Origin of the sequence: Ammoniphilus sp. CFH 90114 (genome assembly GCF_004123195.1) — a bacterium.
In the GTDB taxonomy this organism is placed as follows: Bacteria; Bacillota; Bacilli; order Aneurinibacillales; family RAOX-1; genus YIM-78166.
Map to the genome: position 1 here is coordinate 433,394 of NZ_SDLI01000002.1, position 22,972 is coordinate 456,365.

The following is a 22,972-nucleotide window of genomic DNA, read 5'->3' on the forward strand; positions in this document are numbered from 1 at the left end:
TTGATAAAAATGATGCTTTTTGATGTAGATGGTGTACTATTAAGTGAAGAAAGATACTTCGATGCTTCGGCACTCACTGTTTGGGAGTTATTATTCAGTCCGCATTATTTAGGTTTGTCTGGTGAGGAATTCAATCCCGCGCCAAGTGAGGAAGATATCCGTAGACTTCGCAGCATGATTTTTGCCGATGACCAAGTGCTTGATTTCATGAAGAACCGTGGCATTAACGCGAACTGGGACATGGTTTACTTGTCATTTGCCCACCAGCTTATTCGGTTGATGGAAATATTGGTAGATGACCGTCGAACTGATATTGAGCAATGGTTTAGTCAAGAAATTACTCGGGAGTCCCTGCAACGATTAGCCTCATGGTTGAAGGTCAAGGACTTCGAAGTTGATTATGGTTCGTTTATAGAAGATGTTAAATCTAGCCGTGCTGAGAAGCAGGAATTACTTCTGTACATGAATGACCTGACCGAGCAGAAATTAGGAGTAAAAACAGAAGTCTTTGGGCGGAATAGCCAGCTCTGGGAGTTATGTCAGGAAACGTTTCAGGAATGGTATCTTGGTGACGACTTAGTGCCTGAGGATATTGGCAGACCTACTTTTCAACCTGGGAAGAAGGGATTTCTTCAGGATGAAATTCCGATCGTTGATCCTAAAGAGATGGCGCAAGTTTTCGCAACACTTAGAGAAAAGGGAATTATACTCGGAATTGGAACAGGCCGACCTTCCATTGAGACGTTGGTTCCACTTAAGGCGATGGGATTGTTGGATTACTTTGATCCTAATCGCATTATAACAGCTACGGATGTTCTGCAAGCAGAGAATGAGCATCCATCTGCGGCTCCATTGGCCAAGCCACAGCCATTCTGTTATATCAAAGGATGGTTAGGTCGAAACGTAGAAAATCAAGCTTGTTTGGACTTTGCACTCCCTCTTATGGATGGAAATCAATTACTTATTGTGGGCGACTCTGTCGCAGATCATATGGCCGCTAAGAGTATGGGGTGTCGTTTTGCAGCAACGCTGACCGGATTAACCGGAGTGCAAGCGAGACCGAAGTTTGAGGAGTTAGAGGCAGATTACATTTTAAATGATATGAGAGAAGTTACTTCTATAGTATAGAACAAGAGAGAAGTGAAGTACGCTTTTCGTGTACCTTTCATATACTGTAACAATATGAAGGGATGGGTGACGAATGAAAAAAGCCACTTTAAAGATCGTACGGACGGTGCGATATCCTTTCTACCATGCGATGGTAGAGGCTCGAGAGGAGCAGTTCCTTGATGATGAGTTTAAAATCGTGTGGGACGAAGCTGAGAGTCAAAATATGAATTTCACTCTGGAAGATCGAGTGGAGCTGTTAAAGATGTTGACGTGCATCAAGCATCTTTATCATGATGGAGTAGATTATTTCTACTGTCTTGACTTAGATGCCTACTGGGAAGAACTAAGTATCCTCATAGATGCCAAGGGGAAATAAACAGTCATAAAGATTTTCTAGAATAGGAAAGAAAAAAGGGATAGCTTAAGCTATCCCTTTTTCTTATTGACTTTTATCCTATTGAAGTTCAATTTCAGTTACACTCACGATTTCGCTTAATTCCCCTAGATTGTCAAGGACATCTGGAGAAACTTGTCGGTCAACAGTCAAGATCATGATCGCATTTCCACCAATATCTCGACGTCCTACTTGCATCGTTGCAATATTGACATCGTTGTTACCTAACATGGTTCCCACTCTACCAATGGCCCCTGGGCGATCGGTATGGTGGATAAGGAGTAGATGTCCTTGTGGTTGAATATCGACAGAATAGTCATCTACCTTCACGATTCGGGCCCCATACCCGTTAAGTAAGGTACCAGCTACCTTCTTCTGTTCTTGATTTGTCTTCAACGTTACGGTTAAGAGATTAGTGAAACCTTTATTAGCGGAAGACTTTTGCTCAACAACAGCAATTTCACGAGACTGAGCTAAGTGAGGTGCGTTAACGTAGTTAACCCCTTCACCTAAGTGGTAGGACAATACCCCTTTAAGAACCGTACGCGTAAGGGCAGCGGTATCAACTTGAGTAAGTTCACCAGAGTAGGTGACAGTAATCTCTTGCAAGCCGCCAACTGCCGTTTGTGCTACAAAATGACCAAGCTTCTCTCCAAGCAAGAAGTAAGGCTCGAGCTTCTCCATCACCTCAGCTGGGACAGATGGAAGATTAACTGCGTTCTTGAATGGCTCATTGCGAAGAACGTGTAGAATCTCTTCAGACACGTCAATCGCTACGTTCTCTTGAGCTTCTACTGTAGAAGCTCCTAAATGAGGCGTTACGATGACCTGTGGAAGCGTCAGAAGTGGATTTTCAACTGGTGGTTCTACTTCAAATACGTCTAGTGCAGCGCCTGCAACCTTACCGCTAACAATTGCTTCATAGAGGGCTTTTTCTTCAATGATTCCTCCGCGTGCACAGTTTACAATGCGGACACCGTCCTTCATCTTCGCGAATCGATCTTGATTAATTAGATATTTTGTTTCTTTTGTTAACGGAGTGTGCACGGTAATGAAGTCGGCAACACTAACCAGCTCATCGATGGTTGCGGGTGTAACGCCTAGTTTCTTCGCACGGTCCTCTGTTAAGAATGGATCATAAGCGACGACTTTCATGTTGAATGCTTTGGCTCGTTTCGCAACCTCAGCCCCAATTCTCCCTAGTCCTACGACCCCTAAAGTTTTTCCATTTAACTCGACACCTACGAAAGTTTTACGATCCCATTCGCCTCGCATCATCGAATAATAGGCATGAGGGATACGGCGAGCTAAAGCCATGATCATAGCGAAGCTATGCTCTGCTGTAGAAATCGTATTACCATCTGGAGCGTTGATTACCACAACCCCTTGATTAGTTGCTGCAGGAATATTGATGTTATCAACACCTACACCTGCTCGTCCAATGGCACGAAGGCGAGTACCTGCCTCAATGATGGCTGGGGTAACCTTCGTTTGGCTTCTTACAAGTAAAGCATCGTATTCAGGGATGATCTTGATTAATTCTTGCTCAGACAATCCCGTCTGTTGTGTAATTTCAACATCTGTTGCCTCTAACAATTTCTGTAGACCTTGTTCGCTTAATGGATCACTAACTAAAACCTTAAACATGTTCATCTCCACTCCCTTTATATATTAAGATTAAAAGCCTTGCTTCATCAAAATGAAAGCGTATAAAAAAACCTCTCGCCTCCTTACCCTGACTTGTGTTCGTCATAGTAAGGGACGGAGAGGCTGTTATCCGGCTCCGTGGTGCCACCCTTATTCGCCGACATCTCGCGATGCCAGCCTTAGCTGGTCAATAGACCACTGCATATAACGGTGCAACCGTCTTAGTCCTACTAGAGAAGTTCAGACTAGAAACTCAAAAGCGCTCTGTTATGGGTGATATCACCGGTTCGCAGCATCCACCGGCTCTCTGAAGATCCCATCCCTTAACATTCTTTGTCATCGTTTTTTTAATTTGCGGAAAGTTATCATTTTTATTTGATTAATAATGTAACATGGTTAGAACGTGCAGTCAAGTGAAAATGTTACGCAAAACCTGAACGTTATATACAATAATATACATCATCGTTCGTATTTATTCAAGATTTAGAGGGAGAAAACTGAAATATTTTTCATGTGCATGGATGAATGTGTTAAAATAGGCTGGAAAAAGCTTAAAAAGGAGTACGGTCATGCAAAATCAACACATCAGTGCTTATGATTTCGTAGAACGATTAACAAAAGGGGAGTTGGATAACTCGTATATTATAGATGTGCGTGAGCCTTATGAATGGGAGCAGTATCACTTAGATCAAGCTGTTTTAGTACCGATGAATATTGTACCATCTAAGTGGTCTGAATTTCCATCTGATAAGGATATCTATCTAGTTTGCGCTCATGGTGTAAGGAGCTGGCATGTAATGAACTACTTGTTTGAAAATGGCTTGAGTAGGGTGATCAATGTGGAGGGTGGCATGGCAGAGATTTATCCCATGCTCCAAAAAGGGAAATGAAAATCGCACTAGGATTTATATGTAGTTTGTTGGTTTCTTACTATTCATTTCATAAAAAATCCTTATCTTTTGATGGAATGGTGGCTTCTATTATTGTAGGTACGATCGTTTTTTCAATGGGCTCCTTGTATTGGTATGGACTTTTACTCGCCTTTTTTGCTTCATCAAGTATCCTGTCTCATTATAAGAAGGCTAATAAACATCAGGTAGAGGAGTTGTACGAAAAAACAGGGCAAAGGGACGCCACCCAGGTCATGGCTAACGGGGGGTTAGGTGCCCTGCTCGTCATCTATTCATTTTTCACTTCTGATCCTACTCCTTATATGGTGTTTTATCTAGGTATTATGGCAACGGTAAATGCAGATACATGGGGAACAGAACTAGGAGTTCTATCGAAAAAGTCTCCTAGGCATATATTAAATGGGAAATCGCTACAACCTGGAGAATCAGGCGGGATTAGCATTTTTGGTACGTTGAGTTCATTATTGGGTGGACTGTTTATTGGTGCCTGTGCTGTGCTGTTCTTGTACGTTGAAGCAGGAGTATTAGATTGGGACTTGATCATCATTGGAGGAATAAGCGGGTTGCTTGGCTCATTGGTAGACAGCTTACTTGGAGCAAGCTTACAGAGAATGTATAAATGTACGAAGTGTTATCGTGAGACGGAAAAGACGCATCATTGTAATCAACGAACTCACCAAATACGTGGATACCGTTGGTGTAATAACAACATGGTTAATAGCGTGAGTTCTCTGGTCGGAGGAATGTGTGCTTGGTTGTTATGGAAGCTTTTATTATAGGGAATCCTGGAGGTCAAGACAAAAAGGTATTATACGTTGTTTCTTCATAAAAAATAAGAAAAACTTGGCCAAAAGGCCAAGTTTTTCAAAGAACTACTTATTGAAAGGCTCGTCTGCAATCTTAATGGAATCAGTTGGGCATCCTTCAGCAGCATCGTTCATGTCATCCCAAAGGATGTCAGGAATCTCTGCAACACCGTGGTTATCGTCAAGTGTAACGTAAGCGATTCCTTCATCGTCGTAGTCATAAATGTCTGGAGCAGTCGCGCCACATGCTCCACAAGCAATACAGGTTTCCTTATCCACGTAAGTGTACTTAGCCATTTCTAAAGACCTCCTCAAATGTTACAGTGATCTGAAAGATATAGAAAGATTGGTTCTATATCCATCACTATAGGCTGTGTTTTGTCCGTTTTCAATATACATTGTAGTCATAACGCAGAAAAATATCAAGAAGTTGGATAAAATATTTTTTTTGTTTGTTCTGGTTTGTTATATGTTAAACAAGAAACTTGTCGGATATGGTACAATGAGGAAGAAGTTTCCTAAAAAAGTCCACGAATGTCATGGAGAAGAGGATGAATTTCATATGGACCCAAGAATACAACAGATGGACGACCGACTTCTTCTTCTTAATCTGTATCTGACTCAGATCATTACGCTTGTGATCGGGGTTATTAGCTATTATTTTATCTATTTTAGGCATGGTATACCTCTTGCCTCATTCTTTACCCAAGGGAAAGGCTGGCTCTTCATTGTGGGCTGGGCCTTATCCCTTGGTATCCTTATTCTATTAATTGAAGTCTTGCTCGTCTATTTATTACCTCCTTCTTACTTTGACGATGGAGGGATTAATGAGCTGTTATTCTGTGATCGTTCATTATGGCATATTGTTATCATAGTGGCCGTTGTTGCATTTTGTGAAGAATTTTTATTTCGACTGATCCTTCAAAATCAAATTGGACTTTGGTGGACAAGTGTTGTGTTCGCGATAATACATATTCGTTATTTAGCAAAATGGGTGATGTTCACCACAGTTTTCTTCGTAAGCATGGCATTAGGCTGGTTATATGAGCTGACCGGGACAATTATTGCCCCTATGCTCACGCATTTTGTCGTTGATTTGGTTTTAGCTTACTTTATCCGATTTGATGTAATGAAGAGAATGTTATAATAGTGGGGAGAAAAAGGAATGGAATTAAGAAGAAGACATGCCGCCAATCATTCAGATGATAAACAAGAGCTTGAACAAGAGCTTGTAATAGTAGAAGAAGTACAAGATCTAGGCAAACTAGTAGCAGAGAACCCCATGGAGGAAGATGGTGAGGAGATGCCACCTCGAAGTGCAATACATGGTCGAAAAAGGAAGGGTTCTGCTTCTAGTAAACGAATCGGTTTGATGTCCTTTATCATGATATCCTTGTTGGGAGGCGGAGCAGTCTTATGGTTTGCAGGGATAGGGAGCGTTGATCATACAACTAGAGCTACTGCGCCTTCCGCACCGGTTGAGGAAAGCACGGGAGCATCTAAGAAGGAGGAGGTATTTACAGGTGTGGAAGTAAATCCTGGCCTGACGACAGAGCCCGCTCCTTCTGCAGCCCAGGAGGAGGCAGTGGAAGTAAGCCCGACACCAGAACAAAGGGAGTCAAGTCCTGCTTCTTCAGAAAATGTTCAACAGCCCTCACCACCGGCTCCCACTTATGACCGAATGGTGAAACATAAGGTGGAGGTAGGCGAGACACTCTATAGAATATCAATTAAGTATTATGCAAGCGGGAAGCATGCCGATTTTCTGTCCCGCCATAATAAATTAAGTCGTCCTTCAGACTTAGTATCCGGAACATATATTGAAATTCCATTTCCTCCTCTTAAGTAGGAGAGAAAGAATTAAGAAAAAGTAGGGAAATGTGATATGGAGAAGTTCGCCATTATTGATCTAGGTTCTAACTCGGTTAGGTTAGTTTTATATGGACAAGATGATACCGGCACGGTACAAGAGCTTGACAATATTAAATCGGTCCTCCGATTGAGTGCTCACATTAATGAGAAAAAAGAAGTAGATAACGAAGGCATCATGAAGACTATTGCTTGCCTAAGAAGATATAAGCAGCTTTGTGATGTGAAGGGCATTACGAAAGTACTTGGGGTAGCAACCGCAGCAATCAGACACGCGAGTAATAGGGAAGAGGTAATCCGTTACATTCACGAACAAACAGGCATTCTCTTCCGTGTCTTAACTGGGGAGGAGGAAGCGTACTACGGTTACTTGGCAATTGTGAACAGCATGGATCTTAGAGAAGCTGTTACAGTAGATATCGGTGGGGGATCGACCGAAGTGACTTATTTTAAGGATCGTAAGTTAGAGTCCACCCATAGCTTCCCCTTCGGTGCTGTTACGTTAACTCAGCGCTTTCTTAAGAGTGACCCACCAACACAAGAAGAGTTGAGTCGCTTAAGCATGTTTTTAACCGTTGAGTTGAGCACTCAACCTTGGCTGAAGAATCTGAAGTGTCCTGTTGTCATTATGGGTGGGACAGCTAGGAACTTGGCGAGGATGGACCAGAGGAAAAATCAATATTCCTTATCGAGCCTTCACAATTATCCGATGGATAAACAGGAGTTAGAGGAAATGTTGAGAGCCTTAAGCAGCTTTTCCTTAGAGCAGCGTAAGCAAGTGGACGGACTTTCTAAAGACCGAGCAGATATTGTTATTTCTGGTCTATGTGTTTTTAAGCAGGTAATGGATGGGACTCAGTCAGATCAGCTTATAACAAGTAATAAAGGTCTTCGTGATGGAATTTTGTATGAGTTGCTGCATGGTCAAGAGAATCTAATTATACCCGACGTCCTTGATTTTAGTACCCACCAATTTATGAAACGGTACAGGGTGAACATACCTCATGCGTTCCATGTCTCTCATCTGGCAACCCAAATTTTTGATCAACTTCGTCAGTTGAAGCTGCATCCCTTCGGTGAGAGAGATCGCACTCTGCTAAAGGCAGCAGCTTGCTTATTTGATATTGGACGGTCCATTAATATTATCGAATCAACTAAACATACCTTTTACCTCATACAGAACGTCCTCTTAATGGGAGTTAGCCATAATGAACGATTAACAATAGGTTTAATTGCTTCGTATAAGAACAACAAACAAGTCCGAAAGTTGGCTGAACAGCATACAGATCTTGTTGACAAGGAAAATATTCATAAAGCCCAAGTATTAGGTTCAGTCCTTTTGTTAGCACGGGCCATGGACCGGATGATGACTAATCAGGTTTCAGAGATTAAAATGAGTATTGGAAAGAATAAGATCTTTGTTGAACTGCACGACCCAATTATGGAGGATGAATGGATGTACTCCATTGTAGCTGATCAAATAAAGAAATTTACAAAGACCTTTGGTATCACCTTTGAATTGAAAGACAAAACCCAAGATAAGAGGACCGGTCTATGATTGAATCTATCCAGCTCTAACTATTGAAAAGGAAATTAAGAAACGTCAGCGTGGTGAGGCAGTTCGACTTGAATTAGATACGCAGACAAGTGAAGTAGTAAGGGAGTTTCTTAAGGAGTGTTTAGAAATTGAAGAGGGTGATATTTATTCTATCTCTGGCCCATTAGATGCTACCTTTTATATGCGCTTCGCTTCTTTACCAGGTTATGAACATTTATCACATCATCCATGCAATTCCTAGCCTCCGCAGGACCTTATAGGAGAGACGAATCTTTTCTGTTCCGGGCTTCTCAAGCTGGGGTAAAGGTTGATTTGATCGTTCGAGGAATATGCTGTTTACGCCCAGGGATTCCAGGAGTCAGTGAGAATATACGCGTTTATAGTATTATTGGTCGCTTCTTAGAACACAGCCGAATCTACTACTTCCAGAATGGTGGGAATAGAAATTCTAACCGATTTCTCTACGAGATAATGTAAAATCAAGAGAGTTGCTGTCCGATGGTACTTATCAGCGTGTGGCAGCACAGGGTAATGAATGGATTGAGAGTCAGATGTACTTTCATCAACTCGCTTGTCAGGTGTCTGAGGAGAGGGTAGGAATGTTTGGTACAATTGCGTTAAAATTTGATTGGTAAAGAAAGGAAGACGTTATGGTTTATCAAATAGTTCGATTTTTAGTACGCACTTGGCTTCACTTGCGGTTCAAGATAAAGATAGAAGGATTGGAGTTTATTCCTAAGGAGGGTTGTATTCTAGCTATGAACCACCAGAGTAATTACGATTCTCTGATGGTTGGAGTTCATACCCCAAGAAAAATGTATATTATGGCAAAGGAAGAATTGTTTAAAAAGCGTTTCTTTGCCTGGTTGATAACAGAAATGGGATCTTTTCCTGTAAAACGAGGAAGTGCAGATCTAAAATCTTTAAAGCATACGTTAAAACTGATAAAGGACGGTAACATATTCTCTATCTTTATCGAAGGAACTCGCTCCAAGAGTGGGGAGATGCAAGAACCGAAAAAGGGAATCGGATTTATCGTGGATAGAAGTAAAGCGCCTGTAATCCCAACCTATATATATGGCGTAAAAGGTGGCTGGAGGTCTTCAGCTGGGGTGGTATTTGGTCCTCCTGTGTCATTAGAAGGTTTAACAGACTATGAAGAAATAGCAGCTAAGGTGGCAAACTCAATTGAAGAGTTGAAAAATAGAATCAAATAAAGATTAGAGTCTTGCTAAAGTGCCTAGCAAGACTCTAATCTTTTTCCTCATTTTTAGTATGGTCTTCAGCAACTTGTGGGAACTCCATGTCAACAGCCATTTCGAGCAAATAATCAATATCCTCGTTACTTTTTTGCTCTTTCTTGCGTTTTAGGAACCTGGTTATGAAGGAGTGATCATGGTCCATGTTTTTAGACCCCCTTTATGGGTATGCTATCCTTAAATGAAAAATTCATTCAACACAGGGAGAATATGTAATATGGAAGTTAAGTTAGAAAATCCATTAATCGTTCAAAGTGATAGGAGTCTATTATTAGAAGTTCAAAATCCCCTATATGAACAGGCCAGAGATGCAATTTCACCATTTTGTGAGCTGATAAAGAGTCCGGAATTTATCCATACTTATCGAATTACTTCTTTATCAATATGGAATGCTGCTGCAGCAGGTGTTACCCCTGTGCAGATGTGTTCTGCCTTAATTCAATTCGCTAAATATGGTGTTCCTGAACGTTTGCTGGACGAGATCCAAGACTATGCTTCACGGTATGGGATGCTAAAACTAGAGCGGTTGGATGAGAGGTTATTTCTTACTTCTCCAGATCCACTTTTGTTGACGGAGCTCCTTCGTTTCCGGGATTTGTGTTCCCTTCTAGGAGAAGAAAGAACCGATTACAGTGTAGAAGTTGCTTCTTATGCACGAGGAATTCTCAAACAGGAGTTAATTCGGCTCGGCTATCCCGTTCAAGATATTGCAGGGTATATTCAAGGTGCATCATTGACCTTATCGTTCAAAGCAGACCTAAGAGACTACCAAAGTCAAGCTGTCGAGTCCTATTATGCTGGTGGATCGGAATTTGGAGGGAGTGGTGTCCTCGTTCTTCCTTGTGGAGCAGGAAAAACAGTAATTGGCATTGCTGCTATGGTAAAAACGGGGATGGAAACCCTGATCTTAACAACGAATGTAACTTCTGTTAGGCAATGGATTCAAGAGATTCTAGCTAAGACGGATTTAACTGAAGACCAAGTAGGAGAGTATTCTGGAAATCAGAAAGAAGTGAAACCAGTAACGGTATCCACCTATCAGATGTTAACTTACCGCACGGGTCGTGAGGCAGACTTTACTCATATTGATTTATTTAGTCAGCGTAATTGGGGATTCATTATCTATGATGAAGTCCATATGCTCCCTGCTCCCGTCTTTCGAGTCACGGCGGATATTCAGGCGAAGAGGAGACTTGGACTTACAGCCACGCTGGTTAGAGAGGATGGAAGGGAAGAGGATGTTTTTACCCTAGTAGGACCTAAAAAGTATGACATGCCATGGAAGGAACTAGAAAAAAAGGGGTGGATTGCGGAAGCGAATTGTTCAGAAATTCGGATTTCTATGTCCTTTTCCCTTCGTGAAGAATACATCTATGCAAGTACAAGGCAAAAATCGAGAGTCGCTGCAGAAAACCCTGAAAAAAAGCGGGTTGTCCAGCAGATAATTGATCAGCACGAAAGGGATCAAGTCCTTATTATTGGACAATATGTTGATCAGTTAGAGGAGCTGTCTAAAGAATTAAAGATTCCGGTCATTACGGGAAAGACTCCACAGGAGGAAAGAGACAGGCTCTATGCAAAGTTTCGGAGAAGTGAACTGAAGCGGCTCATTGTCTCAAAAGTAGCTAACTTTGCCGTCGATCTACCTGACGCTAACGTCGCGATTCAGATTTCTGGAACCTTTGGATCCCGGCAAGAAGAGGCTCAGCGGCTTGGTCGAGTCTTACGACCTAAAGAAGAAAATACCGCCTACTTTTATACTCTGGTTTCGAAAGGAACAAAGGAAGAAGAGTGGGCACGAAAACGACAGATGTTTTTGGTGGAGCAAGGCTATCAGTACAGAGTATTGGATGCCGAGTCCCTGCATAGGGGATAGATGAAGGTCGATATGAACGTGATTATGTTCCCTTATCTTCGGGTTCCTGCTCAATAAGCTTGATATCAGATCTTGGTGGGCGCTGAACCGGTTTAGACGGTTGGAGGGTCGGGGCTTGAAATAGGCGGAGAATTTTCGCTTATTTTTGAAAAAGGTACGAAAATAGTCTATATAGGCGGAGAATTTTCCTTTATTTCAAGTCATAACCCTGTTTTTGTACTATTTTTCGGATTTAGCAGGAAAAATTCCGCTTATTTCATTCATTTTTATCCAGTTTAGGAGAATAGACGGAATTTTTCCGCTTATGCTTTTCTTCCCCTCTTTGTTCCCACTAAATTCAACTGAGTATCTGATACCGAGTCAACTTTCCTATTAACCTGCCTTTAAGTAGTCCAACCCAAACCCAACCCACCTCTCCCCCCCACAACGACCATCCATAAAGTTTCAAACTTCTATTTCTACTAATTACTAAACCAACAACTGTCGCCAACTCAAGTTACTCTCTGTGTTATAACGCGGTTTATTCCTGTTGCATATCAGAAACACATTTCTCCTAATTATCAAAACACTGATAATTCAACACTTAAAGCGATTACATAATTCGACTGCTTCATGTTTAAAATGTCGAATGATTGACTGTTGCTATTAATATTGTCGTCTGTTATAATCTGGTTAGTGAAAATACTGAATAATGATAATATAAAATAGTTTATTACTGTGTTTATAGTGAAAACTGCCTTGGGGGAGGGAACGCAATGTTACCAAAGAAAAATGAGTTAGGATTTTTTGAGATACGCTTAGAATCTATTGGAGGTTTAGGAGCCAATTTAGCAGGGAAGATGTTAGCCGAAGCAGGGGTTATGGGGCTCGGTTACAACGGAATGAACTTTTCATCCTACGGTTCCGAGAAGAAGGGTTCACCTGTTAAAGCATTTGTCCGTTTCTGTGAGCCTGACGTTGAAGTTCGTGCACATAGCCCGATCGAACAGCCGCATGTTGTTGGGATTTTTCATGAAGCTTTATATAAAACAGTAGATGTATGTAGTGGTGTTTATCCAGACAGTATCGTTCTAGTTAATACAACTAGAGGGGTTGATGAAGTTCGCAAGGATCTGAAGTTGGAGTATGGAACACTTGCCATAGTTGATGCTTTAAGCATTGCCGTTGAAGAGAAGACCAAGGTAAATACAGCTATGTTAGGGGCTCTATTCCGTGTCTGTGACTTCTTAGATCCAGAAGCGATGAAGAATATCATTCGTAAGACCTTTGAAAAGAAATATCCTCATTTAGTTGAGCCGAATATCCGAACTTTTGATAGAGGATATGAGGAAGTTCAGTTTAAGACTTATGAAGCACCTGCTGACGCAGAAGCTCGTTCCTTTGTTCGACCTGAACCTATTCTAGGTTACGAAACACAGCCTATTGGTGGGGTAATCGTAAACCCTGGGAACAGCATCCTGAAGGACTTAAGTGGTTCTAGACAAGGATTCTTACCAGAATATCATGATGACAAGTGCATCCATTGCGCGGCCTGTGATACCGTTTGTCCGGACTTCTGTTTCGTATGGGAAGAGCGCCCGGATAAGAAGGGTCGTCCACAGATGTTCCTGCAAGGAATTGACTATCAATATTGCAAGGGCTGCCTCAAGTGTGTTCAGGCCTGTCCGGTAGAAGCATTAACAGATAAACGTGAAGAAGTTGGCTACGCTGAGGATCATCGCATTCCGCATAAGTTCGTGATGGCTCAATAATAAGGGGGGTACGTATTATGGCAATCGATTATGAAAAGGAAAAAGCAGCGCTAAACCAGAGTAAACCTGCACAGAAGCTCGTGTTTGAATCGGGTAACGAAATGGCGGCTATGGCAGCAGCTCAGATTAACTATCATATCATGGGGTATTTCCCAATCACTCCGTCTACTGAAGTAGCTCAGTTCTTAGATGCAATGAAGGCGAAAGGCCAGCATGACATTGTACTTATTCCTACTGATGGTGAACATGGTTCAGCAGGTTCCTGTTATGGGGCGGCTGCGGCAGGAGCACGTGTCTTTAATGCCACATCCGCCAATGGATTCTTGTATATGCTCGAGCAGTTGCCAGTACAATCGGGAACTCGCTTTCCTATGGTTATGAACTTGGCTACTCGTGCCATCAGTGGACCGTTGGACATACGTGGAGACCACTCAGACTTATACTATGGTTTCAATATCGGATGGCCTATCTTGTTAGCTAGAACACCACAGGCTGTTTACGATATGAATATTATGGCTTTGAAGCTAGCAGAGCATCACGATGTTCGCCTTCCGGTGCTAGTTGCTTATGATGGGTTCTTTACATCTCATCAGAAGCGTAGAGTACAATACTTCGAAGATCGTAAGGTGGTTCAAGACTTCGTTGGTCCACAACCGAAGAACTACAACTTCGCATTAGATCCAGCGAATCCGATTACGGTTGGACCTTATATGAACGATCCTGACCTCATTAATAATAATTATCAACAATCCGAAGCGATGTACCGTGCCTATGACGTATTTAAGCAAATTTCTAAAGAGTACTATGAGCTATCTGGACGCGAGTACCCGATCTTAGATCTTTACCAGATGGAAGATGCAGAAGTAGCGGTGTTCCTCATTAACTCTGCTTCAGAAACGGCTAAGGATGTTGTCGATAAGCTCCGTGCTAAAGGAATCAAGGCGGGAGTGATTAGTCCGAATATCATTCGTCCGTTCCCAGTGAAGGAGATCCAAGAAGCCCTAAAGAATGTGAAGGCGTTAGTGGTTGGTGAGCGTGCAGATTCCTACGGCGGTCATGGAGCGAATATTACACACGAAATCAAGTCAGCTCTACAGAGTGACCGTAATCCTGCTATGGTGATCAGCCGGGTATTCGGGGTTGGGGGTAAGGACTTCTATTCTGATGATGCAGAGAACTTCTTCCAATTGGGATTAGATGCAATTGAAAAAGGATACATTGAGAAGGCGTTTGACTACTACGGTCACACCCCGGGTAAAGCGGAATTATCACCAAAGCGTGTACTTGAGCCTCTTTATGGCGATGCCTATAAAACAGGATTAATTAAGGTAACGAAGAATGAGGAAACTGGAAAGTTAGATGTGAAGATTCCCCCTCTTCGCAGCTTGACAGGGAAACCGAAGCGAATCGCCCCTGGTCACGGAGCGTGTCCTGGATGCGGAATCTTCCCGGGATTAGAAATGTTCTTTAAAGGAATCGAAGGGGATATTGTCGTTCTATTCCAAACGGGATGTGCGATGGTTGTTACTACAGGTTACCCGTATAGTTCTCATAAGCAGACGTATATCCATAACCTATTCCAAAATGGAGGCGCCACGCTATCCGGTGTCGTTGAAGCTTTCCATGAGCTAAAGCGACGTGGGGAAATTGAGGTGCAAGATGACTTTACGTTTGTCATGGTGACTGGAGACGGTGGTATGGATATCGGTATGGGACCTGCCATTGGTGCCGCACTACGTAACCATAAGATGATCATTCTTGAGTATGATAATGAGGGATACATGAATACCGGAAGTCAGTTGTCCTATTCCACTCCTTTAGGTCATATGACGACCACTTCTAATGTTGGGAAGTACCAAGGTGGTAAGGCTTTCCACCATAAGGATACTGTTCAAATTATGGCTTCTACTAATATTTCTTATGCCTTTACAGGTACGGAAGCCTACCCACAAGACTTATTGAAAAAAGCAGCGAAAGCCCAATGGTACGCGCAAAATGTGGGAACGGTATACGGTAAGATCCTTATTGCTTGTCCTCTTAACTGGAAGTCTCCAGATGAACTCGGGGAATCTATCGTTGGAACGGCCGTTAATACTTGCTTCTTCCCACTTTATGAAATCGAGAATGGGGTAACGAATATCACCTACGATCCAGAAGAGAAAGGGAAGCGGGTAGATGTTTATGAATGGGTGAACTCGATGGGGAAGACGAAGCACCTAACTAAACCTGAATATGCGGATATGTTAGATACCTTCCGTCAAGAAGTAGAGAGACGCTGGAGAAAGTTAAAAGAGAAGCATCTTAATCCTTATTTATAAGTTTTGTGGCGATGACATCATGATGTCATCGCTTTTTTACTTATGTCATGTATAGGACATTCTTGACGAGAATACATATACACATAAAAGGTTTAAGGGGGGAGAACGTTGCAGATTCATGTCGTCCAACCAGGAAACACACTGTATGGAATTTCACAGGCCTATGGCGTGCCAGTAAATACGATAGCCCAAGTAAATCAAATCAATATGCAAAGTTCGTTAGTTGTCGGCCAAACGCTAGTCATTCCTATAACGGGAATGTACTACTGGGTTCGTGCCGGGGATACCTTGTTTGAATTGGGAAGAAGATTCGGGACAAGTGCTCGAACACTTGCGCGGATTAATCGTATTCCGTTAAATAGGCCCTTGCCTGTTGGTCTGCGGCTCTATATTCCACCAAGAGCGAAATACCGAGCGGAGATTAATGCATATGTGGAGCCAAGGGGAACCGAAGTTGCTCCCGGGTTAGAACAAGCAGCAAGAGATGCCGCACCGTATTTAACCTACCTTGCTCCATTTAGTTATCAAATCAATCGAGATGGAACTTTACGGCCCCCCTTACTTAATCAATTCCCAAGTATTGCTGCTAGTCAGAATGTCACACTTATGATGGTGGTTACGAACTTAGAGAATGACCAATTCAGCTCCGAGCTAGGTGCCATTATTTTAAATAATGAGGAAATCCAGAATCGGCTACTGAACAATATTATAACTACAGCTAAGCAGCGTGGGTTTCGGGATATCCACTTTGATTTAGAATTTTTGAGAGAAGAAGACAGGGAAGCCTATAATCGTTTTCTCCGAAAGGCTGCAGCTCGAATTCGTGCAGAGGGATTTCTTATTTCAACAGCCCTTGCCCCTAAAACGAGTGGGGAACAAACGGGGGCTTGGTATACAGCCCATGATTATGCAGCCCATGGTCAAATCGTGGATTTCGTTGTCATCATGACCTATGAATGGGGATATAGTGGAGGCCCACCTATGCCTGTGTCTCCCATTGGTCCTGTACGCCAAGTCTTAGAATATGCGATTAGCGTGATGCCTGCGAATAAGGTAATGATGGGGCAAAATCTTTATGGATATGATTGGACATTACCCTACGTAGCTGGGGGACCTTATGCTAGAGCTCTAAGCCCTCAGGCGGCCATTGATCTCGCCCGTAGGCAAAACGTGGCCATTATGTATGATTATCGAGCTCAAGCTCCACACTTTGACTATTGGGACGCAGAAGGAAAACAACACAAGGTTTGGTTTGAAGATGCTCGTTCCATACAAGCGAAATTCAACTTGGTGAAAGAACTTGGGCTTCGAGGCGTTAGCTACTGGAAATTAGGTTTGCCGTTTCCACAAAACTGGCTATTAATAACGGAAAATTTTGAAGTGGTTAAAAGATAGTGCCTTTTAGCATATCCTGTCCTTGTTCCTTATATGATGGAATGAGGGGGGATCACTTTGTTTCTTCTGCACCTCTTTCTTTTGTTCCTTGCTTGGGGGCTTGTTTTAGTGTCAGAGAAGGCTTTTCCAAAGATGAGTCCACTTATTAATCAGGGATCAGAATGGGTTGCTTTGTTATTGTTTAAGCCGTTACATTTGCTTGTGGCTTTTGTTTGTTTTATGTCAGCGTGTCTCCTTGTTCGTTATACCACATTATACTCCATGCAAATCGTCTTCTCAGGAGTAAATAGGTATATGAAACAACGGCTTGCTAGTAGTTTGCTTTTATTCGTCAATTTTTGCGTTGTTCTAGCTATTTTGAGTAAACATTTATTGCCGGCACTCATTCTTTTTGGATTGATTACTTTTTATGATCTGTTTCGTTGGATTACTACAGTGCGTAGAAATAAGAGATTGAAAACAGCGATGCGCGAACTTCAGCCATAGACGAACACACAGAGGGTGACCTTAGGGTCACCCTCTACAAATGAAGTAACTTAATCAATTCTTACTTCAGTAGGCAATACAAAATGATAACCTTGCTCTGTTAACTCTTTTAACAGCGGGTCTAACGCTTCTGCTGTAACAGGGAAATCATGCATGAGGATATTCGCTCCATTATGCATATTCGATAGGACTTGATCTACCACTTTCTCAGGGTCTTTGTACTCCCAATCTAGAGAACCGACTGACCAGTTCATCCATTGCATATTTTCTTCTTTCATCACTTGCTTTTGTATATCACTATAGGCACCGAACGGTGGTCTAAAGTATCGAGGCTTTTCCCCCGTAATGTTTTCAAGTAGTTCATTCATAGAGGTAATTTCTTTTCGCTGTTTTTCCGGAGATTGTTTCCTTAAGTTGCCGTGCTCCCAAGTATGATTCGCTACGATATGCCCCCGATTATGGATTTCTTGAATAAGAGAATTGAATTGTTGCTCTTTTTGTGGGCTTGGTTTGTAATCCCATCCGTAATTAAAACCATTAACAAACCAGATCGATTTGGCGTTATATTTATCTAAAGTATCCAGGATCTTCATAGTGACTTGCCCCTTAGGACCATCGTCAAAGGTGAGGAGGGCAATCTTTTGATTATTACTTTCTTCGGAAGAATGGATCATAAAGTGCTTCGTATCGACATGATATTTGGCTTTTGCCTCCGGATCTTGAGCCGGTTCAAGTGGTTCTTCTGATACGTCGGAAGGCTCAGTTTCTTCTACTGGGGTGCTGGCAACAGGGGCTGTTGGCTGAGTTTGGATTGGTGTTTTAACAGGTGGTTCGACCGGGACTTGGGTATTAGTAGAGCAAGAAATAACGAATACCATACATAAAAGCCATATGAGGCATGCCAAACGATTTGATTTTTTCATCAAAGGCATCTCCTTCAATCTTTTACTTTATCATAATATACAAGCTTTTAAATTAGAACTGCAGGAAATAGGTCAAAATGAAGGATATAGCGCATACAATGGTAATGCTCACAAATTAGTGGTATGAAGCAGAGGTGCTTTGTAAGGAGTGTAACAACAGATTTTTGGTTGTTTCATCTACCCTGTACATGGTATCATAAAACAAATTAATAGATAGGTATCCAGAACATGAAAAAGCCTTACTTCATAACCTATAGTACTACCGGATTGGCAAGGGAGGGTCGTGAATGCGTGTTGAGCGCCTAAGTCAGGATAAGATAAGGATTTTCTTAACGTTCGATGATTTGCACGAAAGAGGAATAGAAAAAGAAGACATCTGGCGTGATATCCCGAAGGTCCACGATTTGTTCAATGACATGATGGAGCATGCCTATCAGGAATTGGGATTTGAAGTCATGGGACCCGTGGCTGTTGAAGTTTTCGCTTTGCCTGCACAAGGTATGGTAGTAATTGTAACAAGAGGAAGAAGCCAAGCATCAACGGAAGATGATGCAGATTATGATGATGACGATATATATGAAATGGAAGTTACACTCGAAGAGAGTGAGGATATTATATTCTATTTCCACGATTTTGAGCATTTACTAGAGGCTTGCCATAGAACACTTTCTGTTCTATCAGAAGGAGGCAAAGTCTATAGTTATAACAATCGTTACTATCTCGTACTCGATGATATTGATATGGAAAACCAACAACTCTACCATATCATTATTGCTCTTCTCTCAGAATACGGTGAGGCTTCTACAGTAACGAAGTATGTACTAGCCGAGTATGGCAAAACGTTGGTCCCAGAAAATGCGATTCAGGTATTATGTGAGCATTTTAAATAATCAATTCTTACTTAATGTGGAAAAAGACGCGTAATTATATACGCGTCTTTTTTGGCCCTGTAGTTTGGTCTTAAATCCCCTCAAATAAATCCTGTTCAGGAAAATGGGGGGTTAAGCCACTTCGATGCCATGCTAAGATGTAATAGTTCTTAGTCCTAATACGGGAGTAATCTCCTTGATACAAACCAGGGTAGACTGATTCGATGGACATGTTTTGAGTTTTATGTTCTAAGAGTGCTTCTGCTATTTGCTCTCTGGTTTCAGGAGCGTCGATCATGGTCGTAATCAGCTCATCTGCATCATAGAATATTCGGCGTGTATGATGAGCTGCTATCGATTCAGGTATTGTAATGTAATATAATTTGTCTAACCATTTATTTTGGTCAGATACAGTTGCCATCCAGGAAGCTTGTTGGATAGCCTTGTGGTCTTTATGGCCCGATATGCCATGCGGGGGGAACGTAATTGCTACATGGGGGCGTATTTTGTCCATATACTTAAGGATCTCTTCACTTAGTTCCACGGGCGGTATTTGATCTAACCTACCATCTGGGTAACGGAGCACATACAGGTGCTCAATCCCTAGTTGTTTAGCTGCTCTGTGCAGCTCCTGTTCCCGCACATCCGCTAATTCCTCTGGGAGGCATTGCGCGGGATTACCTGTTTTACCGGCCTCTCCTCTTGTTGCACAAAACAGGTGGATCTCCACCCCAGCACTTGCATACTTCGCTATGGTTGCTCCAGTAGCAAAGGCATCAGGGTGAGCGAATATAAACAGGATACGCTTTGACATCTTAGAATGTTCCTCCTTTTGAACGAGCAATCTATTTTCCTTATTATGTCATAGAACTCAAAGAAAAAGGTAAAGAAATAGAACGCGGGAGAGTGTAATGATGGAAAACAACAAGGATGATTATACTTCCATTCTTCCAAGGAGGGTATCTAGCGAGGACTTGGAAAAATTGCATGGTTATTACCGTAACAACTTAAACCAAGAAGCACTAGACTACCTGAAGAAGAGAGGAATTCAAGAAACTACAGTAGAACGGTTTGAACTCGGGTTTGAACCTCATCGCATAGGATTCACCTCGCATAGAGGGAAAACAAGCGGGTATTTTACCAATTGTCTTGTCTTTCCAATCAGAGATGAAAAAGGGCAATTAGTTGATCTGATGGGCAGATCCATCTATGATGAGAAGCCAAAATACAAAACTTTCGTAGGTCGAGGAGATATTTTTTTTAATGAAGAGATGATTGAACAGTCGGATGATATTCTTTTATGCCGTAACGTGTTCGATGTACTTTCTTTAGAGCAAGAGGAGTTACCCGCCATCTGTGTGAATGACTATGCAAGCTTTAAGGAGAGCCATGCGCAAAAGCTAAAAGGAAAGCGTGTTTTTATTTGTTATCCAAACGATGAGTCAGGTCGAAGGGAGAGCAATCGGATTTCCTCGTTATTAACAGAATCTGCAACGGATGTCTACACAGTCTACCTACCGGAGGGCTTACGTGATATAAACTATTTCTTTACGAAAGTAAAGAATCCAAGGGAATCTTTTCATCAGCTGTTGCAAGAAACGGTGGAAGAAAGTGAGAAGGCACCTGTATCTCCGGATATGAGGAATCTGGTGGTGTTCTTCGAAGAATACCAAAAAAGACATAACGGTGATGTACAAGGGATTTCTACAGGATTTGACTCCCTTGATGAGCTGCTGGTAGGAGGACTGCGAACGGGATTCTACCTCATTACGGGACTTGTATCAAGCGGTAAGTCAATGCTCCTTAGGCAAATTGCAGATCAAATTGCTAAGACTTCTGAGCCTGTTGTTTATGTATCGTGGGACATGACTGGATTTGAATTATGGGCACGGAGCATGGCTCGGCATCTTAAAATGTCACCAAGAGATATTTTGACCGGGAAGGTACCCATTGAACAGTTAACCCAAGCTAATCAGTACTACGCCTCCACTGCGAAGAATATGTGGACAATGGAAGGAAGAATGGATACAACACTGGATGAAGTGGAAGAATATATAGAGAGAATTATTCAGTCTATCGGACGTATACCCATAGTCTTTATTGACCACTTATTTAGGGTTCCTTTAAGGGATAAACAAGGTGTACTCATTCAGCAGAATCATGCTTCAGTTGCATACATTCTCCATCAATGGTCCAGACAGTGGGATACGCCTATTGTAGCAGCTGCGCCACAACAGGTTCACGAACAATCCCTGCCTTCTTCCGTTGAAGCTGCCGTTGACGTCATCTTAAGCTTAGAAACTACCGAAGAAAAAAATGGGGAACAGTGTGAAAATATCTCGCTTCAAGTCAAAAAGAACCGAAACGGAACATTAGGTCAATTATCTTTCGTTTTTGACAAGGAAAAAGCCATCTTTTTTCCTTCTCAATCGTAGTAGAAAGATGTATACTAAACCACGAATGACTTTAGAATTAGCATAAATTGTTTTGAGGTGGTAATTATGGCAGAAAAAGAAGTGGCTGAGAAGGAAAATTTGAACGTCCTTGTATCCACTCAAAAAGTCATTAATGAGGCTCTTTCTAAACTTGGCTATCCAGATCCTGTTTACGAACTACTGAAAGAACCAATGAGGATTCTTACTGTGCGTATTCCGGTAAGAATGGATGACGGTTCTGTAAAAGTATTTACGGGATATCGTGCTCAGCACAATGATGCTGTAGGACCGACTAAGGGAGGAGTCCGCTTTCATCCGGAAGTGACGGAAGATGAAGTGAAAGCGTTATCTATCTGGATGAGTCTGAAATGCGGTATTGTTGATCTTCCGTACGGAGGAGGTAAAGGCGGAATCATATGTGATCCAAGAGAAATGTCATTCCGTGAGCTTGAACGATTGAGTCGTGGCTATGTTCGTGCGATTAGCCAGATCGTTGGACCTTCTAAGGATATTCCTGCACCAGACGTGTTCACTAACTCCCAAATTATGGCTTGGATGATGGATGAATATAGCCGTATTCGAGAGTTCGATTCTCCTGGATTTATTACAGGGAAACCATTAGTGCTTGGGGGATCTCATGGAAGAGAGACCGCAACAGCAAAGGGTGTAACCATCTGCATTGAAGAAGCTGCGAAGCGTCGCGGTATTGAACTTATGGGAGCTCGAGTAGTCGTTCAAGGGTTTGGTAATGCGGGAAGCTTCTTGGCTAAGTTTATGCATGATAAAGGAGCAAAGATAATAGGAATATCTGACGCATACGGCGGACTCCATGATGAAGAAGGATTAGATATTGACTATCTTCTAGATCGAAGAGATTCATTTGGTACCGTAACGAAGTTATTTAAAGACACCATTACGAATAAGCAGTTGCTCGAGCTTGATTGTGATATTTTAGTTCCTGCTGCCATTGAGAATCAGATCACCGCGGATAATGCTCACAACATTAAAGCCAAGATCGTCGTGGAGGCAGCAAACGGACCTACAACTTTAGAGGGAACGCGTATTCTTACCGAGCGTGGAATTCTACTTGTACCCGACGTACTGGCCAGTGCAGGGGGAGTAACCGTTTCTTATTTTGAGTGGGTACAGAATAATCAAGGCTATTACTGGACCGAAGAAGAAGTAGAAGTAAAGTTAAGAGATGTCATGGTCCGTGCATTTGAGAATGTTTATAACACCTCACAAGTGCGTCGTGTAAATATGAGATTAGCAGCCTACATGGTTGGTTGCCGGAAGATGGCTGAAGCTTCCCGTTTCCGTGGTTGGGTATAAAATCATATTGTTAATTAGGAGTCTCTCGTTCTA

General features: G+C 42.2%; 23 protein-coding genes, 1 pseudogene and 1 other annotated feature. Of the genes and pseudogenes, 19 read left to right on the top strand and 5 right to left on the bottom strand.

Going from position 1 to position 22,972, the window contains the following annotated elements; genetic code table 11:
- Window positions 1-9: 9 nt before the first annotated feature.
- Complete coding sequence (locus EIZ39_RS06890) at window positions 10-1,128, top strand: HAD family hydrolase (RefSeq protein ID WP_483296026.1); 1,119 nt, start codon at window positions 10-12, stop codon at window positions 1,126-1,128.
- A gap of 73 nt (window positions 1,129-1,201) precedes the next feature.
- Window positions 1,202-1,486: a hypothetical protein gene (locus EIZ39_RS06895; protein ID WP_129198808.1), complete on the top strand. Its 285-nt coding sequence runs from the start codon at window positions 1,202-1,204 to the stop codon at window positions 1,484-1,486.
- Window positions 1,487-1,564: 78 nt separating this feature from the next.
- Here EIZ39_RS06895 and serA read toward each other — a convergent pair whose 3' ends face one another.
- Window positions 1,565-3,151, bottom strand: a complete 1,587-nt coding sequence (serA, locus tag EIZ39_RS06900) for a phosphoglycerate dehydrogenase (protein WP_129198810.1) — start codon at window positions 3,149-3,151, stop codon at window positions 1,565-1,567.
- 107 nt (window positions 3,152-3,258) lie between these two features.
- Window positions 3,259-3,500 (bottom strand) — a binding site (T-box leader).
- A 220-nt stretch (window positions 3,501-3,720) separates the two neighbouring features.
- Here serA and EIZ39_RS06905 point away from each other — a divergent pair.
- Window positions 3,721-4,041, top strand: a complete 321-nt coding sequence (locus tag EIZ39_RS06905) for a rhodanese-like domain-containing protein (RefSeq protein WP_129198812.1) — start codon at window positions 3,721-3,723, stop codon at window positions 4,039-4,041.
- Window positions 4,038-4,841: a DUF92 domain-containing protein gene (locus EIZ39_RS06910; protein ID WP_129198814.1), complete on the top strand. Its 804-nt coding sequence runs from the start codon at window positions 4,038-4,040 to the stop codon at window positions 4,839-4,841. The genes EIZ39_RS06905 and EIZ39_RS06910 overlap by 4 nt, the downstream gene beginning before the upstream one ends.
- A 93-nt stretch (window positions 4,842-4,934) precedes the next feature.
- On the opposite strand, the gene EIZ39_RS06915 is transcribed toward EIZ39_RS06910, so the two are convergent.
- The gene (locus EIZ39_RS06915) at window positions 4,935-5,165 is read right to left on the bottom strand and encodes a ferredoxin (RefSeq protein WP_129198816.1); all 231 of its coding nucleotides are present in this window, start codon (window positions 5,163-5,165) and stop codon (window positions 4,935-4,937) included.
- A 265-nt stretch (window positions 5,166-5,430) separates the two neighbouring features.
- On the opposite strand from EIZ39_RS06915, the gene EIZ39_RS06920 reads away from it, so the two are divergent.
- The 7 genes and pseudogenes from EIZ39_RS06920 (at window position 5,431) to EIZ39_RS06945 (ending at window position 9,512) form a co-directional block, all read left to right on the top strand.
- Window positions 5,431-6,015: a CPBP family intramembrane glutamic endopeptidase gene (locus EIZ39_RS06920; RefSeq protein ID WP_164984943.1), complete on the top strand. Its 585-nt coding sequence runs from the start codon at window positions 5,431-5,433 to the stop codon at window positions 6,013-6,015.
- Between the two features lie 18 nt (window positions 6,016-6,033).
- On the top strand, window positions 6,034-6,717 hold the full coding sequence (locus tag EIZ39_RS06925) for a hypothetical protein (protein ID WP_129198820.1): 684 nt from the start codon (window positions 6,034-6,036) through the stop codon (window positions 6,715-6,717).
- A 36-nt stretch (window positions 6,718-6,753) separates the two neighbouring features.
- Window positions 6,754-8,295, top strand: coding sequence for a Ppx/GppA phosphatase family protein (locus EIZ39_RS06930; protein WP_129198821.1), 1,542 nt, complete (start codon window positions 6,754-6,756; stop codon window positions 8,293-8,295).
- 22 nt (window positions 8,296-8,317) lie between these two features.
- On the top strand, window positions 8,318-8,536 hold the full coding sequence (locus EIZ39_RS27700) for a hypothetical protein (RefSeq protein WP_368666306.1): 219 nt from the start codon (window positions 8,318-8,320) through the stop codon (window positions 8,534-8,536).
- A gap of 35 nt (window positions 8,537-8,571) precedes the next feature.
- A pseudogene (locus EIZ39_RS27050) lies at window positions 8,572-8,736 on the top strand (hypothetical protein); the annotation flags it as partial.
- Between the two features lie 47 nt (window positions 8,737-8,783).
- Window positions 8,784-8,930, top strand: coding sequence for a hypothetical protein (locus tag EIZ39_RS27055; RefSeq protein WP_205668519.1), 147 nt, complete (start codon window positions 8,784-8,786; stop codon window positions 8,928-8,930).
- Window positions 8,931-8,945: 15 nt separating this feature from the next.
- Window positions 8,946-9,512 (top strand): lysophospholipid acyltransferase family protein, encoded by a 567-nt coding sequence (locus EIZ39_RS06945; RefSeq protein WP_129198823.1) that lies wholly within the window; start codon window positions 8,946-8,948, stop codon window positions 9,510-9,512.
- Between the two features lie 34 nt (window positions 9,513-9,546).
- Here the strand turns inward: EIZ39_RS06945 and EIZ39_RS26440 are convergent, their stop codons facing one another.
- Complete coding sequence (locus EIZ39_RS26440; protein ID WP_164984944.1) at window positions 9,547-9,699, bottom strand: hypothetical protein; 153 nt, start codon at window positions 9,697-9,699, stop codon at window positions 9,547-9,549.
- 72 nt (window positions 9,700-9,771) lie between these two features.
- On the opposite strand from EIZ39_RS26440, the gene EIZ39_RS06950 reads away from it, so the two are divergent.
- The 5 genes from EIZ39_RS06950 to EIZ39_RS06970 all read left to right on the top strand — a co-directional run bounded on the left by EIZ39_RS06950 (window position 9,772) and on the right by EIZ39_RS06970 (window position 17,380).
- Complete coding sequence (locus EIZ39_RS06950) at window positions 9,772-11,430, top strand: DNA repair helicase XPB (RefSeq protein WP_129198824.1); 1,659 nt, start codon at window positions 9,772-9,774, stop codon at window positions 11,428-11,430.
- Between the two features lie 755 nt (window positions 11,431-12,185).
- Window positions 12,186-13,181, top strand: coding sequence for a 2-oxoacid:acceptor oxidoreductase family protein (locus tag EIZ39_RS06955; RefSeq protein ID WP_129198825.1), 996 nt, complete (start codon window positions 12,186-12,188; stop codon window positions 13,179-13,181).
- Window positions 13,182-13,198: 17 nt separating this feature from the next.
- Window positions 13,199-15,499 carry a transketolase C-terminal domain-containing protein gene (locus EIZ39_RS06960; protein WP_129198826.1) on the top strand — a complete coding sequence of 767 codons (2,301 nt, stop codon included), beginning with the start codon at window positions 13,199-13,201 and terminating at the stop codon, window positions 15,497-15,499.
- A gap of 108 nt (window positions 15,500-15,607) precedes the next feature.
- The gene (locus EIZ39_RS06965; RefSeq protein WP_129198827.1) at window positions 15,608-16,894 is read left to right on the top strand and encodes a glycoside hydrolase family 18 protein; all 1,287 of its coding nucleotides are present in this window, start codon (window positions 15,608-15,610) and stop codon (window positions 16,892-16,894) included.
- A 132-nt stretch (window positions 16,895-17,026) separates the two neighbouring features.
- A complete protein-coding gene (locus EIZ39_RS06970; RefSeq protein ID WP_164984945.1) occupies window positions 17,027-17,380 on the top strand; it encodes a hypothetical protein in 354 nt (117 codons plus the stop codon).
- Between the two features lie 50 nt (window positions 17,381-17,430).
- Here EIZ39_RS06970 and EIZ39_RS06975 read toward each other — a convergent pair whose 3' ends face one another.
- On the bottom strand, window positions 17,431-18,303 hold the full coding sequence (locus tag EIZ39_RS06975) for a polysaccharide deacetylase family protein (RefSeq protein ID WP_164984946.1): 873 nt from the start codon (window positions 18,301-18,303) through the stop codon (window positions 17,431-17,433).
- A gap of 287 nt (window positions 18,304-18,590) precedes the next feature.
- On the opposite strand from EIZ39_RS06975, the gene EIZ39_RS06980 reads away from it, so the two are divergent.
- A complete protein-coding gene (locus EIZ39_RS06980) occupies window positions 18,591-19,193 on the top strand; it encodes a genetic competence negative regulator (protein ID WP_129198831.1) in 603 nt (200 codons plus the stop codon).
- Between the two features lie 70 nt (window positions 19,194-19,263).
- Here EIZ39_RS06980 and EIZ39_RS06985 read toward each other — a convergent pair whose 3' ends face one another.
- Window positions 19,264-19,986, bottom strand: coding sequence for a PIG-L deacetylase family protein (locus tag EIZ39_RS06985; protein WP_129198833.1), 723 nt, complete (start codon window positions 19,984-19,986; stop codon window positions 19,264-19,266).
- A gap of 97 nt (window positions 19,987-20,083) precedes the next feature.
- Between EIZ39_RS06985 and EIZ39_RS06990 the strand changes: the two genes are divergently transcribed.
- Together EIZ39_RS06990 and EIZ39_RS06995 are read left to right on the top strand one after the other, a co-directional pair.
- Window positions 20,084-21,607: a DnaB-like helicase C-terminal domain-containing protein gene (locus EIZ39_RS06990; protein ID WP_129198835.1), complete on the top strand. Its 1,524-nt coding sequence runs from the start codon at window positions 20,084-20,086 to the stop codon at window positions 21,605-21,607.
- A gap of 66 nt (window positions 21,608-21,673) precedes the next feature.
- Window positions 21,674-22,939, top strand: coding sequence for a Glu/Leu/Phe/Val family dehydrogenase (locus EIZ39_RS06995; protein ID WP_129198837.1), 1,266 nt, complete (start codon window positions 21,674-21,676; stop codon window positions 22,937-22,939).
- Window positions 22,940-22,972 lie beyond the last annotated feature (33 nt).

What these genes read in the sequence shown, in the direction of transcription:
- EIZ39_RS06890 (WP_483296026.1), top strand. Translation starts at nt 10, where the DNA reads ATGATGCTTTTTGATGTAGATGGTGTACTATTAAGTGAAGAAAGATAC.
- EIZ39_RS06895 (WP_129198808.1), top strand. Translation starts at nt 1,202, where the DNA reads ATGAAAAAAGCCACTTTAAAGATCGTACGGACGGTGCGATATCCTTTC.
- serA (WP_129198810.1), bottom strand. Translation starts at nt 3,151, where the DNA reads ATGTTTAAGGTTTTAGTTAGTGATCCATTAAGCGAACAAGGTCTACAG.
- EIZ39_RS06905 (WP_129198812.1), top strand. Translation starts at nt 3,721, where the DNA reads ATGCAAAATCAACACATCAGTGCTTATGATTTCGTAGAACGATTAACA.
- EIZ39_RS06910 (WP_129198814.1), top strand. Translation starts at nt 4,038, where the DNA reads ATGAAAATCGCACTAGGATTTATATGTAGTTTGTTGGTTTCTTACTAT.
- EIZ39_RS06915 (WP_129198816.1), bottom strand. Translation starts at nt 5,165, where the DNA reads ATGGCTAAGTACACTTACGTGGATAAGGAAACCTGTATTGCTTGTGGA.
- EIZ39_RS06920 (WP_164984943.1), top strand. Translation starts at nt 5,431, where the DNA reads ATGGACCCAAGAATACAACAGATGGACGACCGACTTCTTCTTCTTAAT.
- EIZ39_RS06925 (WP_129198820.1), top strand. Translation starts at nt 6,034, where the DNA reads ATGGAATTAAGAAGAAGACATGCCGCCAATCATTCAGATGATAAACAA.
- EIZ39_RS06930 (WP_129198821.1), top strand. Translation starts at nt 6,754, where the DNA reads ATGGAGAAGTTCGCCATTATTGATCTAGGTTCTAACTCGGTTAGGTTA.
- EIZ39_RS06945 (WP_129198823.1), top strand. Translation starts at nt 8,946, where the DNA reads ATGGTTTATCAAATAGTTCGATTTTTAGTACGCACTTGGCTTCACTTG.
- EIZ39_RS26440 (WP_164984944.1), bottom strand. Translation starts at nt 9,699, where the DNA reads ATGGACCATGATCACTCCTTCATAACCAGGTTCCTAAAACGCAAGAAA.
- EIZ39_RS06950 (WP_129198824.1), top strand. Translation starts at nt 9,772, where the DNA reads ATGGAAGTTAAGTTAGAAAATCCATTAATCGTTCAAAGTGATAGGAGT.
- EIZ39_RS06955 (WP_129198825.1), top strand. Translation starts at nt 12,186, where the DNA reads ATGTTACCAAAGAAAAATGAGTTAGGATTTTTTGAGATACGCTTAGAA.
- EIZ39_RS06960 (WP_129198826.1), top strand. Translation starts at nt 13,199, where the DNA reads ATGGCAATCGATTATGAAAAGGAAAAAGCAGCGCTAAACCAGAGTAAA.
- EIZ39_RS06970 (WP_164984945.1), top strand. Translation starts at nt 17,027, where the DNA reads ATGAGTCCACTTATTAATCAGGGATCAGAATGGGTTGCTTTGTTATTG.
- EIZ39_RS06975 (WP_164984946.1), bottom strand. Translation starts at nt 18,303, where the DNA reads ATGAAAAAATCAAATCGTTTGGCATGCCTCATATGGCTTTTATGTATG.
- EIZ39_RS06980 (WP_129198831.1), top strand. Translation starts at nt 18,591, where the DNA reads ATGCGTGTTGAGCGCCTAAGTCAGGATAAGATAAGGATTTTCTTAACG.
- EIZ39_RS06985 (WP_129198833.1), bottom strand. Translation starts at nt 19,986, where the DNA reads ATGTCAAAGCGTATCCTGTTTATATTCGCTCACCCTGATGCCTTTGCT.
- EIZ39_RS06990 (WP_129198835.1), top strand. Translation starts at nt 20,084, where the DNA reads ATGATGGAAAACAACAAGGATGATTATACTTCCATTCTTCCAAGGAGG.
- EIZ39_RS06995 (WP_129198837.1), top strand. Translation starts at nt 21,674, where the DNA reads ATGGCAGAAAAAGAAGTGGCTGAGAAGGAAAATTTGAACGTCCTTGTA.